The organism is Deltaproteobacteria bacterium HGW-Deltaproteobacteria-4, from assembly GCA_002841765.1.
Lineage (GTDB): Bacteria > Desulfobacterota > Desulfuromonadia > Desulfuromonadales > UBA2197 > UBA2197.
Window position 1 is genome coordinate 44609 of the sequence record PHAV01000007.1, and the last position, 16869, is coordinate 61477.

Genomic DNA, 16869 nt, shown 5'->3' on the forward strand with positions numbered 1-16869 from the left:
TTCAACATCAGGATAACACCGGTTTGTGTCATGTCAATCGACGAAGGGAGGACAGAAAAAGAGCGGGACACTCCGTGAGGAGTGCCCCGCTCAATCAACCTTGGATCAAAGTTTCAGGCCACCGCGGCGCGACCGGCCTCGCGGGCCAGCGCTTCCTTACGCGAATCTTCGATCTCGCGCAGCACGATGTGAACGTTTGCCGCCTTTTCGGAACTCTCGAAGTGACCGGTCAAGATCGATTCCGGTTGCAGCTCGCCACTTTCGTAAAGGTGCCAGATCTCCTTGGCATAAGCGGTGGTGAGAAGTTCCGGGGCAAACTGACCGAAGTAGGCCGCGAGATTGTCGACATCACGCATAAAGAGACGACCGGCATTGTTGTTGCCGGCGGCGTCGATCGCCTGCGGGAGGTCGATGATCACCGGCCCGTCGCCGGCGACCAGCACATTATACTCGGAGAGGTCACCGTGCACGATGCCGGCACACAGCATGCGGACGACTTCAGCAATGAGCTGGCGATGATACTGCCGGGCTACTGAAGCAGAGAGGTCGATATCGTTGAGGCGCGGGGCCACCTCGCCCTCAGCATCAACCACCAGGTCCATGAGGAGGACCCCCTCGAAAAAACAGTGGGGTTTGGGGACGCGGACGCCGGCAGCGGCGAGAAGGTAAAGGGCATCGACCTCGGCATTCTGCCAAGCGGATTCCTGCTCCTTGCGCCCGAAGCTGGAGTGTTTGTCCATAGCGCGGGAGCGGCGACTGTTGCGCACCTTGCGGCCTTCCATGTACTGCGCCTGCTTGTGGAAGCTGCGGTGCTTGACCTCTTTGTAGGCTTTGGCACAGCGGATTTCGCCGGCGCAACGCACGATATAAACCTCGGCCTCTTTACCGCTCATTAACTGGCCGAGAACTTCGTCGATCAGTCCGTCATGCAGCAGGGGTTCCAGGCTTTTGGGAATTTTCATTACTTCTTTTCAGCCTTTTTGATGATTTTTTCGGCCTTCTTCTCTTTCATCGTCTTCGCCGGGGCTTTCTTATCGCTCTTCTTGCTGTCCATGCCCTTACTCATGAGCTTTCTCCTTCTTGTTGGGGGTTAGGGGGACGAGTCCGACACAAAACAGAAGTGAGTATAGCATGGTCGGCATTTTCAGGCATTTGATTTTTGTGAGGATTATTGTGAACTCTGGCGATGGTCAGCAATCCTTTGACATTTCGTTCTTTATCTGGTTAATAATTCCCCGCGAACACCTCTGACCACCACCGAAAGGAACCATCCATGAACAACTGTCCCTGCGGCAGCGGCAACCCTTACGCTGCCTGCTGCGAACCGATTATCACCGGCGTTAAGCCGGCGGCCACTGCTGAAGCGTTGATGCGCGCCCGTTATAGCGCCCATGTCGGCGTGCAGGTCGATTTCATCTTTGACAGCACCCACCCCGAGCATCGTCAAGGGCTCGACCGGCAATCGACGCAGAGCTGGGCCGAGAAGACCACCTGGCTCGGACTGGAGATTCTCGATACCGTCCAGGGCGGCGCGGAGGATAGCCGCGGCGAGGTCGAATTCATCGCCCGTTTCCGTGAGAAGGAAGAGATCCGGGCGCACCATGAACGCGCCCAGTTTCAACGGGTTGAGGGCTGCTGGTACTTCACCGATGGCAGCATGGTGAAGCCGCAACCGCTGACCGCCAACAAGATCGGCCGCAACGATCCCTGCCCCTGCGGCAGTGACCGCAAGTACAAAAAGTGCTGCGGAAAATAACTGAGAAAGGGCGGCCCGCAGCGGCCGCCCTTTTTATTCCACCCCGCCTTGACGTCTTGACCGGACCCCTCCTTGCTTTTATCAAAGTTCGTGTTACTCTGAGGTAAGCGCACAGAATCAATAGCTTACAAACGGTAAGCGATAAGGCGGAGGCAGAAAGCATGAAAACCAACCGATCTTCTACGCAAAAAATCCATCTGATCCTGCTGGCTGTCACCCTGCTGACCTTCTTCCTGTTCTTTATCATCCCCGGCTGCAACAGTAGTTCTTCCGATGCGCAAACAGGAACCCTTGCGGTTTCAATCACTGATGCGCCAGCCTGCGGCTTCGATGCGGTGAATGTGACGATCAGAAAAGTCATGATCCACCAAAGTCCAAACGCTGCAGAGAACGCACCCGGCTGGGAGGAGATCATCCTCAACCCGGTGCGCAAGATCGACCTGCTCAGTCTCACCAACGGCGCCTTGGAAGAGTTAGGAGAAATCCCCTTGGCCGCGGGTCATTACACCCAACTCCGCCTGGTCTTAGCCGACAATAGAGGGATGACCCTCTCTAACTCGGTCATTCCCACCGGGACAGCCGATGAAATAGCTCTTGATACCCCCAGCGCCCTGCAGAGCGGTCTCAAGCTGATTAACGAATTCGAGGTGTTAGCCGGGGAACGCGTCGATCTCCTCCTTGACTTCAACGCCTGCAAGTCGGTGGTTTCCCGCGGTAACGGCAGCTACGGACTCAAGCCTGTCATCCGGGTGCTGCCGATCACCTTGAGCGGTATCGGCGGGTTTATTTCTCCGGCCGGGAACGTCACAGTCTCAGCCCAAATCAATGGTGAGATTGTCCGCTCCACGGTCCCGCATCCGCTCACCGGCGAGTTCTTCGTTTCTCACCTGGATCCGGACACTTACGATCTGGTCATCACCGCCGACGGACATGCCACGACGGTCGTCTCCGGGGTTCCGATCGCGAACGCGACCAGCACCGCCATGATCAGCAGCGCAAACAGCCCTGTCACCTTGGCAGCTTCGGCAACGCAAAGCATCAGCGGCACCATCCTCCTCAACCCGCCAAGTACCAGCGAGATCGCCGAGGCAACCGCCAAACAGACCCTGCCGGAAACGACGACGATAACCGTCAAATCACAACCCGTCGATCTTCTCAGTAGCGCCTATTCATTGTCGCTGCCAACGGCTGCCCCCTGGCTCGGTTCGTACGGTGACGGCACCCTGCCGATTACTTTAACGGAACAAAGCCCGACCGCGGGAGAATACAGCATCGTCGCCACCGCCATCGGCTACCAGACGCAGTCATTCACCAAGAATATTGCTACGGCAGACGCCACTCAGGACTTTACTCTGGTGCCGTAGGAAAGAAGATTATAGTCACATCTGCCCCCGGAGAAACTCATGCGCATCCGCTTGCTGGTCATGCTGCTCTGTCTCTGTTTTGTCGTGCCGGTCGCGGCGCTGGAGATCACCGCCGTCTCCCCATCGACGGCCAACCCCGGCGCCAGCGTCACCCTCAGCGGCGGCCCCTTTGTTGCCGGTGATCTGGTATTGGTCGGCGATCGGCGCGTTGCCGCCACCACCCTGGCTCCAACGCGCCTGACTTTCACCCTCCCGGCGACACTGCCGGCGGGAGATTATTCTCTGGCCGTCGAACGCGCCGGAACACAGACTCCCCCAGTTTTCCGGTTGCGCGTGGTGCAAGCGCCGCCCCGCTTAACCCTGCTATCTCCCGCCACTCTCGACAGCTGCACCTTTGCGGGAGATCGGCAGATCACAGTCAGCGGTCAGGACTTCCGCCCCGGCGCCCAACTTCTTCTTGACAACGCGGCCCTGCCCATCGAAAAATTCTCTGACAGCGAAATCGTATTTATCCTGCCGACAGTGAAACCGGGACTGCATCATGTCCAGGTGATCAATCCAGACAGCCAGCGCTCCCTGACCCACGCCCTCTTCCTGTCCAGCACGCCGGAGATCACAGCCGTGCTGAGTGGCGCCGACAACGTTGTCAGTTACGAGCTCATCGTTCAGGGGAAAAACTTTCTCGCCGATTCGCGCCTCACCGCCAATGGCAGCGCCATCGGCAAAGCCCTTGGCAACATCTCTGCTGATGGCAGCGTGCGCGAATCGATGCGCTACGTCGACTGTTCCACCCTGATCTACACCCGCCGCCCCTTTCTGCGCGAAGCCCGCGAACTGTCTCTACAGGTCATCAACCCCGGCGGCGAGCAGAGTAACGTTTATCAGCTCACCACGCCTTAGTCTCCGCCCCGGCCCCCACCTTTTGACACTGCCGCTTGGTGCTGTTATTCTTCCAGCACCAAGATCAATCACGCAACCTCACCCAAGGAAAGACCCATGCCCTCCCTCGACTTTGACCGGGAAGAACGCGCCTTCCGCAAATATTATGACAGCAACCGGCAGCACTTCGAATCAGCGAAGAATGCTTACGTCAGCCTGATCATGGCCTGCCTCAAGCAGGGTGCAGGCGATGCTGTGAGCAAAATCGAGGGTCGGGTTAAGGACAAAGAGGAGTGTATCAAGAAGTTCGACCGCAAATACCGGGGTCGACTGGAAGCGGATGAACAACCTTACGAAATCAGAACCTACATCTCCGACCTCATCGGTATCCGCATCATCTGTCTCTACGAAGACCGCATCGCCAGCGTCGCGCAGCTGCTGACCCAGTCCTTTAACCTCATCGAGGTGACGAACAAAATTGCAGCGATCGAGAGTACTGAGGATTCCTTTGGCTACAAGGGGCTGCATATGGATCTCGCCCTGCCGGACGAACTGGCAGTGCAAGCGAAATATTTTGCCTTTGCTGACTGCCCTTTTGAGGTGCAGATCCGTTCACTGATCCAGGATGCATGGAGCGTCCTGGATCACGAGATCAAATACAAAAAGTCGATCCCCATCGAACTCAAGCGCCGCATCAACGTCCTCTCCGCCCTCTTCGAACTCGCCGACCGCGAGTTCAAAGAGATCCGCAACGCCACCGCCGATCTCATCGAGCAGGCGACCGCTGCGCCGGTCAGTGACTCGGTTGCCGAACGCGGCGAAGAAGGCGGGGCGATCAGTGCGCTGGCCAGTGAAAAGATCGTCAACGCCTTTAACTTCCTGCGCATTGCCGGGCACTTCTTCAAGGAGTTTGACTTCGAGGATGACAAAGTCGATGACTTTGTTCAGGATATCCTGCACCTCGACGCCAACTTTACCCGCGCCGATTTGCATCAAAGCCTGCTTGAAAATCTCAAAATCATCCGCGATTATCGCGATGACTTCATCGCCAACAACCCGGAACGGATCTTCACCCCCTACTCCTCCATCCGCCACTGCCTTTATCTCAACGATCCCGAGACCTTCAACAAAATCTTGTCAAAGGGAGCGCGCGAGCGCTTTGAAACCTGGGTTGCGAACAAGCGCCCTTAAGAAACCCCGGCATATTCGAGATAACTCTTCGGCGGGCGGAAGACCGGCTGTGCCGTCAGCAGCTCGGTGACGGTTGGCGGATCGAGATATTGCCCCTGCTGCGACGATTCCCGCTCCATCAGCCAGGCGAACTGGGGGATGACAGTATTGCGACGGATCGAATGGTCGAGGGTGAGGCCGGCGACGACGAGGACGTTGCGGTTTTTACCGCTGAAGGCATCAGTGAGATAAGCGGCGAGGCGGTGGAACTGCCGCCAGGTGTTGACGTTGGCGAGGCGGCGGTGCGGGTTGGGGGAAGTGACGATATCGGACCAAAAATCGAAAATCCCCACTTCCAGCATCGTCCGCGGATCGAGACTGTCAGGGTTCAGGGCTTTGCTGAAGGTGAAGAGACCCGGCCCGAGGAGGGCGCCGATTGCACCCGGTTCGGCGGTGACACTGACAAGTTCGGCAGCATGCTGCGCGATCAGTGCCGGATGGAGGTGGTAAACCTTGCCGAGGGAGGAATCGTAGAGGGGTTCGCCGGCAGTCAAGCGACCGAGATTGATCTGGATGCGGGCGGTCGTCCCCGCCGGTTTACGGAAGAGGTACTTGTAAGGGATTTCGATAAGCAATCCCTCCGGGGTGCGTAGCAGGCGGATAAAGAGGGCGGCACGCTGATAGACCTCCAGGTATTCCTGCAACACCCGGCAAAGGAGGCCGCAACAGGGGGAGATCTGGCCATGTATTCGCTCAATATAACCGACCCCGCCCTCTTCGTGGGCGCCGAGATGGCTGCCGCCGAAGATCACCAGGTCGTGGCCGTGATGCGCCGCCGTCGCCAGTCGGGTGGGGTCGAGCAGAGCACCAACGCGGCCGAGATTGAAAGAAGGGCAGTCAAAGGCATAACCGAAGAGGGCGCGCTTGATTCCCTGGCTTTCGTCGGAGCACTGCCAGATGACCGGCAGGGTTCCGGAGAAGCTGCGGGCGATGGTCAAAGACCGCATTCGGCCGAACAACTCCATCGGTTCCAGGGCCGGTTGGGCAAAGAGGGCATCGGATGGCGGCTGAATCGGCATGGGCATCTCCTCGGGGTGACGGGATATGACTGGTAGTGGCGGATTATAACAGTTTTTTACGGCAAATGAATCCTTGAATATTTCGCGGTGGCGAGCGTCCTTGACTTGATGATTATTTGCTTATAATCTTGATCGGCGCGTCATTCCCCACCAAGGAGAAAAGGCCATGGCCAAAAAATCGAATTTTCTTTCCCTGCTCGCGGCAACACTGCTCACCGTCTGCGTCGGCACAACGGCGTCAGCGTCCCCCTTCAAGGTTGACCTCGAACTCTTCAAGTTCAATCCGTCCCTCATCGTCTACGAAAAATCGGCCGCCGAATTTACCGATCCCCAAACCTGCGGCGAATGTCACGAAGACAAATACCGGGAGTGGAACGGCTCGCTGCACAGCATGGCCTTCATCGATCCGGTTTATCAGGGTGAGTTGAACAAAGCGGTCAAGGCGGTGGGGCACGAGATCTCCCGCCAGTGCGAAGGCTGCCACTCCCCAGCCGGCGTTGTCACCGGCGAGATCAAGGGACCGGGCGTCAGCGGTCTGTCGCCAGTGGCTCTGGCCGGCGTTTCCTGCGATATCTGCCATTCGATCAGTGCCGTCAATCATGGTAAAACCCCCACAAAAGAGCCAGGAAACGGTTCTTTTGTGATCAAGCCGGGGGAGGATAGCCCGGACGGACCGGTGCTGATCAAACATGGCCCGCGCCTGCCCGCTGAGGGCTGCGGCGATGGTTTTCATGAATGCCGGCAAACGGAATTCCATGCCCAGGCTGATCTCTGCGCTTCTTGTCACCAGGTCTTTCATTACGACAAGCACTTCCCGATTGAAGCCACCTATCATGAGTGGAAGCACAGCCTTTACTCCCAGAATGATATTCACTGTCAGGATTGCCACATGGTCGGCACCGAGACCTTTGTCAAGGTTGCGGATACACTGGTAAAGCCGGAGCGCAAAGATTACCGGCACTATTTCAACGGCGCCAACTATCTGCTCTATTTTCTCGGTGCGCAGGCCGCGGAGAAGGCCGGCGACAAGGAACAGGCCGGGCGGCTGATGCATCAGTATGAGATGGCGGTCAAACGCCTGCAGAACGCGGCCGAACTGGAGATTGAACCGGTTTACCGCAACGGTGCGCTGGCCGAGGTGCGGGTGCGGGTCAAGAACGTGCGTGCCGGTCATAACCTCCCGACCTCGCTCTCCAATATCCGCCAAATGTGGCTGGAGGTCATCGTCAAAGACGAAAAGGGCAAGGTCATTCTCTCCACCGGTGCGGTCGCGACGGACGGTTCACTGCCTAAAGATACCCGGCTCTTTAATTCGGACGGGATGGGATCGGACATGCATTTTGCCGTCGATCCCTGGGTTATTACCGCTTTCTCCCGCCACGAAACCATCCCCCCCAAGGGCTATCGCGATGTCCATTACGGGGTGACGGCACCCAAAGGGAGCAAAAAGCTGACGATCGAAGCAAAGCTGCGTTATCGTCAGGCCGATCAGAAGATTGCCGAGGCGCTGCTCGGTGCGGTGCCGAAGGATATCGATCTGGCCAGAGATTATGGCTTGAGCAAAGTTCCGACCCTGCCGGTGGTCGACATGGTCGCGCTGCAGCGCGAGGTGGCGGCGGCTCAATAGTCTTTTTCTCAATTGGAACAAGAAAGGGCGGCCCGCAGCACGGGTCGCCCTTTCTTGTTTTCAGATTTTGGCGGAGCTCAGCCGAGCAGTTCGAACTCCTGGGTATCATCGTTGAAATTGAAAATTTCGCCGGTCTCGATAATGTAGTGCCAACCGTAAATATTGAGCTCGCCGCGTTCGTACTTCTCCTTGATGTACGGATAGGTCAGCAGGTTGCGCATCTGCACGAGAATATTCACCTGCTCGGTCAACCACTCCCGCTCTTCCGGCGTATTCTCGGTCATGAGGCGGTCGACCCTTCCCTTGACCTCCTGTGACAGTTCCAGCCACTTGCGTACATGCGGGATGTGCTCAAGTTCGTGGTCCGGCAGGTTCATCGCCGCGCAACCGCCGCAGTTGGAGTGGCCGCAGATGACGATGGTATCGACCTTGAGCACCAGCACTGCGTACTCAACCGCCGAGGTGGTGGAGACGTACTCTTCGGTCTGGCGGTAGGGGGGGACGATATTGGCGACATTGCGGACAATAAAGAGCTCGCCGGGATGGGTCTGGGTAATCAGGTTCGGCACCACCCGCGAATCAGAACAGCCGATGAAGAGGGTATGCGGATCGTGACTCCGGCCCAGCTGTTGAAAGAGTTCGCGATGACTGGCAAAATCCTCACTGCGAAATTTCATGTGACCCTTGAATAGTCGATTCATTGCGTGCCCTTTCATAATTTCTGCAAGAGTCTAGGCCGGACCTTATCGACAGAACCGACCTCTGTCAAGACTGAATTTCCCTGACGCTGGCGCAGGGACAACCGCTCTTCCTCTGGTTTTTATTTCTACTATTTTATTTTTAAGAATGGAGGAACCAGCGATTCAGTATCAGGTGGCGGGTCGTCCAGGGGATAGCAAGCAGACAGGCCCCAAGGCGTTGTGTGAAGCGTGCGGGGAGAGGCAGAGAGGGGGCCATCGGCCAGGAACCGGCACAGTGCCTGGCCAAACGGGCCGCATAAGATTCAAGCGTAGCGTAGCGATAATCGCCCTGCGCGGCAACAATGGTCGCGGCGGCAAGGAGAGCTGATTCGATGGCCGGGAGGATTCCTTCGCCGCTGTGCACTGCGGCGAGACCGGCAGCGTCGCCGATCAGCAGCGCCTTCTCGCCGACGCACTGCCGTCCGGTCTGGCGGTTATAGAGACAATAGGCATGGCCCTGAAAATGGCCGGTAAAGTCGGCGGGAAGCTCTCCGCGCGCAACGAGAAAGGTGCGAAACTCACGGAGATGGCGAGCAAAATCTTGCCGATCGCGCCGCCCGAGACCGACATTTAGCACATTCCCTTTGCGAAAGAGCCAGCCATACCCTTGCAGGTCCGGGCAGAAGCGCAGGGCAGGGGTGTCGCCGGCAACCGGGCAGTGCTGCTCCTGTTCCGGGTTCAGTACTGCCTCAGCGACCTGAGCAACCACCGCTGCTTCCGCACCGACCCGGGCGCCGAGAAGGCGGGCGACCGGACAAAAATGGCCACCGGCGCCGACCAGGAGTCGTGTCTTGATCCGCCCATTCACCAACCATCCGCTTTCCTGGCTTTCGATTTTTATCACCCCTTCGCCCGGTCTTTGGCGAACGCCACTCCGCTGCAACAGGTAATGGTCAAATTCGTCACGGCGAATGCCGTAGCTGACGATCTGATCGTAGCGGGTGACAACCTCGGGCCCATTTATCAGCCCGGTGCGAAATCCGCTGATCGCCTGCAGAACGCGTCCCTGACCATACTCGGCGGGATCGATCGCCAGTGCCGTCAACACCGCCGGGGTGATCCATCCGGCACAGGGTTTGACGCGCGGAAAATTCGCCTTATCGAGGAGGAGGACATCGAGACCTGCGGCGACCAGTTTGGCAGCACAGGTCGAGCCGGCGGGGCCACCGCCGACAATCAGCACCTCGCAGCTCTCCATCAGGGAACCGTCAGATGGCTGCGGGTCCAGGGAATGCGGTTGTTGCCGGGGCGCGCAAAGACAACCTGATAGAGTTGCAGATCCCCGAGCTGAAAGTTGGCAATACAACCGGAGAGGTAGAGGCGCCAGGCGCGGACAAAAGCTTCATCGAACATCTCCCGGATCCGCTCCTGATTCTTTTCGAAACGGTTCAACCAGTGCTCGCAGGTTTTCGCATAGTGCAGGCGCAGGTTCTCGACATCAAGGACCGAAAAATCGCAGGGTTCGAAGAGCGCCATCATCTCCCGCAGGGTGGGAGGGTAGCTGCCGGGGAAGATTCGCTGCAAAAACCAGGGGCTGAGGGGCGCTGCCCGGTTCTGGCCGATGGTATGGATCAGTCCGAGACCGTCCTCTGTCAGGGATCGATTGATAAGCTGACCGAGCTCTTGATAATGATCCGGCCCGACGTGCTCCAGCATCCCCACCGCGACAAAGGCATCGTAGTGACCGGAAATATTGCGATAATCGTCCTCGATATACTCGATCTGTCCGGTCAGACCTTCATCCCCGGCGCGCTGGCGGGCATAAGCAATTTGCTCGGCAGAGATGTTGTAAGCCTGCACCCTGACCCCGTAGTTTTTCGCCATGTAGCGTGCCAGTCCGCCCCAGCCGCAGCCGGCTTCCACCACTCTTTGTCCCGGCTGCAGGCGCAATTTGCGGCAGACCAGTTCCATTTTGGCCAGCTGGGCAGCTTCCAGGGAGACGGACGGGGCGGGAAAGTAGGCGCAGGTGTAAAGCATCTCGGCATCGAGCCAGAGTTTGTAAAAATCGTTACCGATATCGTAGTGGTGATGAATGTTGTCGCGGGAACCGTTTAGCGAGTTGAGGCGCGGTTGATTGCGACGGTAAGCGTCCGGAAGAGAACGCCGCCGGAAACGCGGTGTCTGCTCCATCGCCCGATAAACGCTCTTGATGCAGGGGACCAGCCCCCCTTCGATCTCGATGCGGCCGGCGCTGTAATCATCTCCGAAGTGGAGGCGAGGATTGCTCAGCAGTCTCCAGAGGACCTTGCGCTCGCGCAGGACCATCCCGACTGCCGGAGAGGTGGTTCCTGCGGTGATAATTGTCCCGTCCCACAGGGTCAGCCGCAGGGGAGGATTCCCCATGGCCGCGAGGAATTTGCGCGCCAACCAGCGATCGATCGTATAAACCCGATCATCGGTCGATGTCCGCCCGTTCATGACGGAGGACGGAACAGTGCAAGTATTTCTCTTTGAAAGATCCATGGCAGCAGCCCCCTGCAAATAATTGATTCCGGTTAATTATGTGGGGCTTTGGCCGGATGTCAAGGGCCCGGCGGTCGGCTGTGCGGTCATTGTCGCTATCAGGCGCCGCAGCTGCCTGGTTGTCGCCCGTTCCATCGCTTTGCCGGTAATACTGCTCTTGGGGATGCGGTGTAGATCGGCCAGGGGGTAAACGGTGCATTCGACCACCACTCCCTCCTCATCGAGATAAATGTGGGAATAATCGACGAATTCGCCGCCATGACGGATAGTCACAACCTCCTCATCAAAGGGGATATCCTGCAACTCCAGATAATCCTCTACCTCCTCGCTCGACTCGGCAAAGAGGTGGAGGTCGATATCGCTCCGCTCCGTTACTGCCCCGCTGAGGACCGAACCGACGAGATGGGGACGAAAACGTTCGAGGAGTTCCATCAGCCGCAAGGCAAGGAGGCGCAGGTGCAACAGTCGCTGCGGTAGGGTTTTTTCATCATAAAGGCCGATCAGTCGCTGCAGTTCGGCATGAATCTCGGCATTGGCGGGCAGATGGCTGCCGAGGGAAAGAGCCTTCTCGGCGCCGTAGCGCCGTCCCGCTTTGCGCTTGGCATCGCGGTATTCCCGCACCCCCTCTTCGTACATCAGGCGCGCGGCTTCCTGAGCAATCAGCTGACGGATATGGTCTTTCGTATGCATGGGCAACCCCCTTAACGACGCCGGCAACGAGCGGTGTCACACGATAAATTATAGCAGACGCTGAGTCCGATGCGGGCGCTGGAGATAAAAATCGGGAAACAACGAGGCAGGGATTGACGTCTCCGGATCAACTTGATAGTTTCGGATATCGATATCAGCGATCTGAATTTTCAATAGGAGAGCCCATGAATTTGCGACAGTTCGAACTCTTCATTGCCATTGCCGAAAGTGGCAGTTTTTCGCGGGGAGCGGAAAAGTCCCTCCTCACGCAATCGACGGTCAGCCAGCACATCGCCAGCCTGGAGAGCGAAGTCAACATCCGCCTTTTCGACCGCACCGGCCGCGGGGCGGAGTTGACCGCCGCCGGGCACCTTTTTTTCGAACACGCCCGGAGCGTCCTCGCCGAACTCGCCACCCTGCGTTCGTGTATGGCTAATTTCAGCGGCCTGAAGGAAGCCGCTCTTTGCGTCGGCGCCAGTAACATCCCCGGCACCTATCTGATCCCGCGCCTCCTCCCCGAACTTGCCCGCCGTCACCCCGGTATCAGGCTCACGCTTCTCGGTGGTGACAGCCGTGCCATCCTCGACCGCCTGATCAGCGGCGAGGTCGAACTGGCGGTCATCGGCAGTCACCCGGATCTCCCCGATTGTGACTTCACCCCCCTCGATCCGGACCTCCTTGTCCTCGTCGTTGGGCCGCTCCATCGCTGGCGGGAAGAGGTGTCGATCAGCCCGCAACAACTTTTTGAGGAAGCACTGCTTTTGCGGGAAAATGGCTCCGGCAGCGACCTGGCGCTTTGCTCCGCCCTGACCGGAATCGGTCTCAATCCGGCCGGGCTCCGGGTGGCGGCGCGACTCGGCAGCAACGAAGCGATCAAGGAGAGTATTGCCGATGGCTTTGGCGCGGCGTTCCTCTCGGAGAGCTCAGTGAAACGAGAAGTGGCGCGCGGCGAATTGACGATCATCCCCGTTACCGGCTTACAGGTGCGCCGCCACTTTTGGCTGGTGACGCGCCGCAGTCGTACCCTTTCCCCGGCGGCAGCGGCCTTTGCGGCGGTGTTGCAGGCAAGCAAAAGTGAAGAAAATCAGAAATGTTTTTGATTTATAACTGAATTGGTTGTAGTGTCGGCGTCATCAAATCAAACCCCAGGGAGGACAACGATGGATATCAAGGATCAGGTACTTGCAGTCATGAGTCAGGCCGGTGAGCCGCTCAACGCCGGCAAGGTCGCCGAGCTCGGCGGTCTGGAGCGCAAGGCGGTCGACAAGGCGATGGAGCAGCTCAAGAAAGAGGGGAAGATCGTCTCGCCCAAGCGTTGCTTCTGGAGCCCGGCCTGAATTTTCTGCCCGATTCTCTCGGCCACGCCGAGCTCAACCGATCAAGTCCGGGGGTTGCGCCCCCGACGACGCCTTACTCTTTTTGCTTGCCCTAAAAGAGTAAGCAGAAAAAGGCACCCCATCACCTGGCCCGCTGCGCGGGTTCCCTGCGCCCGGCAGACATTTGGCGGGCGGACAAAAACTCTCTGCGCTCAGACATTTGTCCGCCTTTATCGCCAAACGTCCACCATGCTCCGGCAGCGGCGAAAGGGGATAACCCCTTAAAAATTCAAAAATCATGTAGGGGCGGCCCCCCGTGGCCGCCCGATTTGATCTTAAGCTAAAGTTTCGCTGGATGTGATCGCAAAGGTAATTGATGACATCTCCGATGAAAGTGGTTGGACTAAGTGATTTGATTAAGGCTTACCCTAAGCATTTCGCATTAGAAGAACGTGGGACCAGCAATACAGGAGGCAAAGCGCTGTATGTGAAGAACACGAAGGGCAAATAAGTACGAAGCTCAGTAGGCCCAGCCATTGACAGTGGATAATTTATCAAGTAACCCGCCAGCGGATCAGCACAACGCTGCCGCTGGCGTCACATTTTTAACCGCGCCCTCTCTCAAACCTACTTTCGCGCTCCTCCCCCACCCCTCCATCTCACCTGCAGCGCTGCCAGCGCCTGGAACTCTCCAAAATCCCGGTTGCCGAGAACAACGAATTGGTTTATCTTCAACAAGACCTCAACCCCGAGAGAACCCAGAGATGAAATCCGACGAAATATTTCAGACAATCAGCAAATACCATCCCGAATTGTCGCTACTCGGCGTGAGCCGTATTGGTCTATTCGGCTCCGCCCTACGCGGCGAGATGCGACCGGAGAGCGATCTTGATTTTCTGGTGGAATTCCGGTCGGGGGAAAAAATTATGACCACTTCTGCGAGCTTGCGGAAATGCTGGAACGTCTCTTCAGTCGCAAGGTCGATCTGCTGACCGTTGAATCAGTCAGCCCCATCCTTCGCCAACGGATTCTTCAAGAGGCCCGGTTTGAAACCATCCACTAGCTACCTCGAACATATTCTGGTTGAAACCGAATACCTGCTGAAAACCTCCCGCCCCCTCAGCCTGAATGCCTTCCTTACCGATGAAACGTTACAGCGGGCCTTCGTCCGCAGCCTGGAAATTATTGGCGAAGCGGTGAAAAATCTTCCTGACGACCTCAAAATTCGCTACCCGGAACCGGACTGGCGGCGGATGGCCGGAACGCGAGACCGTCTGATTCATGGCAATTTTAGTGTCGATTTCGAACTGGTCTGGGACATCGTCCAGAACAAGATCCCACCCCTGCATACCGCTATCCAGCATATACTCGATATTGAACGATCCCGAACAGCTTAAATCGGGCATCCACAAGGGGCGCCCCTGCCAGTCGAAGCCCTCTGACCCCGCTTCTCTCCAAGCCCTCCCCACCAGCGACGAATAGAGATTGCCGCCATCCGGCGATTAATGTTATATAGACCATACACCTGAAGCCGCAGGGGTTCTCCTGCGGCCTTTTATTTTGCACAAAGGAACAATCAAAAAATGATCAGTGCCAACAATGTCGCCCTCGCCTATGGCAAGCGCGTCATCTTCAAAGACGTCAATATCAAGTTTGTCCCCGGCAACTGCTACGGCCTCATCGGCGCCAACGGTTCAGGGAAATCGACCTTCCTCAAGATTCTCGCCGGCGAGATCGAAGCGGACAAAGGGACGATCAGCGTCAGCCCCGGCGAGCGCATCGCCGTCCTCCGTCAGGACCAATTTGCCTTTGACGAAGAGACCGCCTTCAATACCGTGATTCGCGGCCACGAGCGCCTTTTCCAGGTGATGAGCGAGCGCGAGGCGATCTATGCCAAGGCCGACTTCACTGAGGCCGACGGCCTGCGCTCCGGCGAACTCGAGTCTGAATTCGCTGAGATGGGCGGCTACGAAGCCGAATCGGAAGCCGCGGTGCTACTCAACGGTCTTGGCATCCCTGAAGAGTTTCGCCACAAGAAGATGAAGGAACTCGAAGCCGGCGACAAGGTACGCGTCCTCTTGGCGCAGGCCCTCTTCGGCAACCCGGAGATCCTCCTTCTTGACGAACCGACCAACCATCTCGATCTCAAATCGATCGCCTGGCTCGAAGATTTCCTTTTCCGCTTTAACAATACCGTTATCGTCGTTTCCCATGACCGGCACTTTTTGAACCAGGTCTGTACCCACGTCGCCGATATCGACTTTGGCAAGATCACTGTCTATGTCGGCAACTACGATTTCTGGTATCAGGCGAGCCAGCTGGCCCTCAAGCAGAAGCAGGAAGAAAATCGCAAGTCAACGGACAAGGCGAACGAGCTCAAGGAATTTATCCAGCGCTTCTCCTCGAATGCGTCGAAAGCAAAACAGGCGACCTCCCGCAAGAAGCTGCTGGAGAAGATCACCATCGAGGATATGCCGATCTCTTCGCGCAAATATCCCTACGTCGTCTTCAAACCGGAGCGCCCCTGCGGCGACATCATCCTCGAAATCGACGGTCTGACCAAGACCATCGACGGGGTCAAGGTCCTCGACAACCTCACTCTCTTTGTCAACAAGGGGGACAAGATTGCGGTGATCGGTGCCAACAGCCAGGCCAAGACCACTCTCTTTCAAATCCTGGCCGGCGAGATGGAGCCAGATTCCGGTACCTTCCGTTGGGGGATCACCATTACCAGCGCCTACTTCCCGAAGGAGAACAGTTCCTACTTCACCGGGGAGTACACCCTGATCGAATGGCTGCTGCAGTTTGCCGAAGGGGAAGGCGAAAGCTTTGCCCGCGGCTTTTTAGGCCGCATGCTCTTCTCCGGCGATGACGCGACCAAAAAGGTCAAGGTCCTTTCCGGCGGCGAGCGGGTCCGCTGCATGCTGGCGAAGATGATGCTCACCAACCCCAACTTTATCATCCTCGACGAGCCGACCAACCATCTTGACCTCGAATCGATCACCGCCCTCAATAACGGCCTGATCGCTTATAGCGAAGCGATGTTCTTTGCGTCCCACGACCATCAGCTCGTCGCCACCGTCGCCAACCGCATCATCGAACTCTTCCCGAACGGCTTTATCGATCGTTCGATGAGCTTCGACGATTATCTCGAAAACGAAGAGGTCGCACGGCAACGGGCGATCCTCTGCCCGGAGCAGACGGCACCGAATCTCTAACCTGCACACGGATAAAATCTGATTGGATGGATTTCTACGAATTTAAACAACTCAATCGATTTGCTTAATCTGCCTTTATCCGTTCCATCCATGTTGTCCGTGTGAAACAGTCTTTTTTGGTTTAAACTTTCGCAATCAGATCATCAAAGGAGGCCAAGATGGCCAAAAAACCGAACTACTCGTTTGAAAAACGCCAGAAAGAGTTGTTGAAGAAGGCGAAGAAAGAAGAGAAGAAACAGCGTAAACTCAACGGCGAAGATGTCGACGACGAGAATGAAGGATCCGACGACGACGGTGACGACGAAGAGTCCGAAGACGAAACGACCGGAGCCTGACCTTTGTCCGACGGCACGCAACGGAGCAATATTCGTCCCGGCCTGACAGTGACGATCATCCTCAAAAAGGATCAGCGCAGCGGCGCCCTCACCAAAGGGGTGGTCGACAAGATCCTCACCAGCGCCGCAAAGCACACCCGCGGCATCAAGGTCCGCCTCATTGACGGCCAGGTCGGCCGTGTGCACAGCATCGCCGGATAAAGTATAAAAAACCCGCGGCTGCGGGTTTTTT

The 16869-nt window shown here is 57.2% G+C and carries 16 protein-coding genes and 1 pseudogene; 11 read left to right on the forward strand and 6 right to left on the reverse strand.

Features of this window, described 5'->3' with window-relative positions:
- Window positions 1–113 precede the first annotated feature (113 nt).
- Window positions 114–962 carry a serine protein kinase RIO gene (locus tag CVU69_06175; GenBank protein ID PKN12620.1) on the reverse strand — a complete coding sequence of 283 codons (849 nt, stop codon included), beginning with the start codon at window positions 960–962 and terminating at the stop codon, window positions 114–116.
- Between the two features lie 311 nt (window positions 963–1273).
- On the opposite strand from CVU69_06175, the gene CVU69_06180 reads away from it, so the two are divergent.
- The 4 genes from CVU69_06180 to CVU69_06195 all read left to right on the forward strand — a co-directional run bounded on the left by CVU69_06180 (window position 1274) and on the right by CVU69_06195 (window position 5190).
- Entirely contained in the window at window positions 1274–1756 is a 483-nt protein-coding gene (locus CVU69_06180) for a hypothetical protein (GenBank protein ID PKN12621.1), read from the forward strand.
- Window positions 1757–1917: 161 nt separating this feature from the next.
- Entirely contained in the window at window positions 1918–3120 is a 1203-nt protein-coding gene (locus CVU69_06185; protein ID PKN12622.1) for a hypothetical protein, read from the forward strand.
- Window positions 3121–3159: 39 nt separating this feature from the next.
- Window positions 3160–4020: a hypothetical protein gene (locus CVU69_06190; GenBank protein ID PKN12623.1), complete on the forward strand. Its 861-nt coding sequence runs from the start codon at window positions 3160–3162 to the stop codon at window positions 4018–4020.
- A gap of 96 nt (window positions 4021–4116) precedes the next feature.
- Complete coding sequence (locus CVU69_06195) at window positions 4117–5190, forward strand: (p)ppGpp synthetase (GenBank protein ID PKN12624.1); 1074 nt, start codon at window positions 4117–4119, stop codon at window positions 5188–5190.
- Here CVU69_06195 and CVU69_06200 read toward each other — a convergent pair.
- Window positions 5187–6248, reverse strand: coding sequence for a hypothetical protein (locus CVU69_06200; GenBank protein PKN12625.1), 1062 nt, complete (start codon window positions 6246–6248; stop codon window positions 5187–5189). The genes CVU69_06195 and CVU69_06200 overlap by 4 nt on opposite strands.
- A gap of 166 nt (window positions 6249–6414) precedes the next feature.
- Here CVU69_06200 and CVU69_06205 point away from each other — a divergent pair, with 166 nt between their 5' ends.
- Window positions 6415–7875 (forward strand): cytochrome C, encoded by a 1461-nt coding sequence (locus CVU69_06205; protein PKN12626.1) that lies wholly within the window; start codon window positions 6415–6417, stop codon window positions 7873–7875.
- Between the two features lie 77 nt (window positions 7876–7952).
- Here CVU69_06205 and CVU69_06210 read toward each other — a convergent pair whose 3' ends face one another.
- From CVU69_06210 to CVU69_06225, 4 genes are all read right to left on the reverse strand, one after another.
- Window positions 7953–8576 (reverse strand): carbonic anhydrase, encoded by a 624-nt coding sequence (locus tag CVU69_06210; GenBank protein ID PKN12627.1) that lies wholly within the window; start codon window positions 8574–8576, stop codon window positions 7953–7955.
- A 139-nt stretch (window positions 8577–8715) separates the two neighbouring features.
- Window positions 8716–9813, reverse strand: a complete 1098-nt coding sequence (locus CVU69_06215; GenBank protein ID PKN12628.1) for an NAD(P)/FAD-dependent oxidoreductase — start codon at window positions 9811–9813, stop codon at window positions 8716–8718.
- Entirely contained in the window at window positions 9813–11033 is a 1221-nt protein-coding gene (locus tag CVU69_06220; protein ID PKN12629.1) for a cyclopropane-fatty-acyl-phospholipid synthase, read from the reverse strand. Before CVU69_06220 ends, CVU69_06215 begins: the two co-directional genes overlap by 1 nt.
- Before the next feature lie 81 nt (window positions 11034–11114).
- Window positions 11115–11768 carry a hypothetical protein gene (locus CVU69_06225; GenBank protein ID PKN12630.1) on the reverse strand — a complete coding sequence of 218 codons (654 nt, stop codon included), beginning with the start codon at window positions 11766–11768 and terminating at the stop codon, window positions 11115–11117.
- Window positions 11769–11953: 185 nt separating this feature from the next.
- On the opposite strand from CVU69_06225, the gene CVU69_06230 reads away from it, so the two are divergent.
- From CVU69_06230 to CVU69_06255, 6 genes and pseudogenes are all read left to right on the forward strand, one after another.
- Window positions 11954–12868 (forward strand): LysR family transcriptional regulator, encoded by a 915-nt coding sequence (locus tag CVU69_06230; protein ID PKN12631.1) that lies wholly within the window; start codon window positions 11954–11956, stop codon window positions 12866–12868.
- A 60-nt stretch (window positions 12869–12928) separates the two neighbouring features.
- Entirely contained in the window at window positions 12929–13105 is a 177-nt protein-coding gene (locus CVU69_06235; protein PKN12632.1) for a MarR family transcriptional regulator, read from the forward strand.
- A gap of 743 nt (window positions 13106–13848) precedes the next feature.
- Window positions 13849–14147 (forward strand): annotated as a pseudogene (locus CVU69_06240) (nucleotidyltransferase).
- Window positions 14131–14481, forward strand: coding sequence for a hypothetical protein (locus tag CVU69_06245; GenBank protein PKN12633.1), 351 nt, complete (start codon window positions 14131–14133; stop codon window positions 14479–14481). The pseudogene CVU69_06240 and the gene CVU69_06245 overlap by 17 nt, the downstream one beginning before the upstream one ends.
- 186 nt (window positions 14482–14667) lie before the next feature.
- A complete protein-coding gene (locus CVU69_06250; GenBank protein PKN12634.1) occupies window positions 14668–16302 on the forward strand; it encodes an ABC transporter ATP-binding protein in 1635 nt (544 codons plus the stop codon).
- Window positions 16303–16640: 338 nt separating this feature from the next.
- Window positions 16641–16838 (forward strand): hypothetical protein, encoded by a 198-nt coding sequence (locus CVU69_06255; protein ID PKN12635.1) that lies wholly within the window; start codon window positions 16641–16643, stop codon window positions 16836–16838.
- Window positions 16839–16869 lie beyond the last annotated feature (31 nt).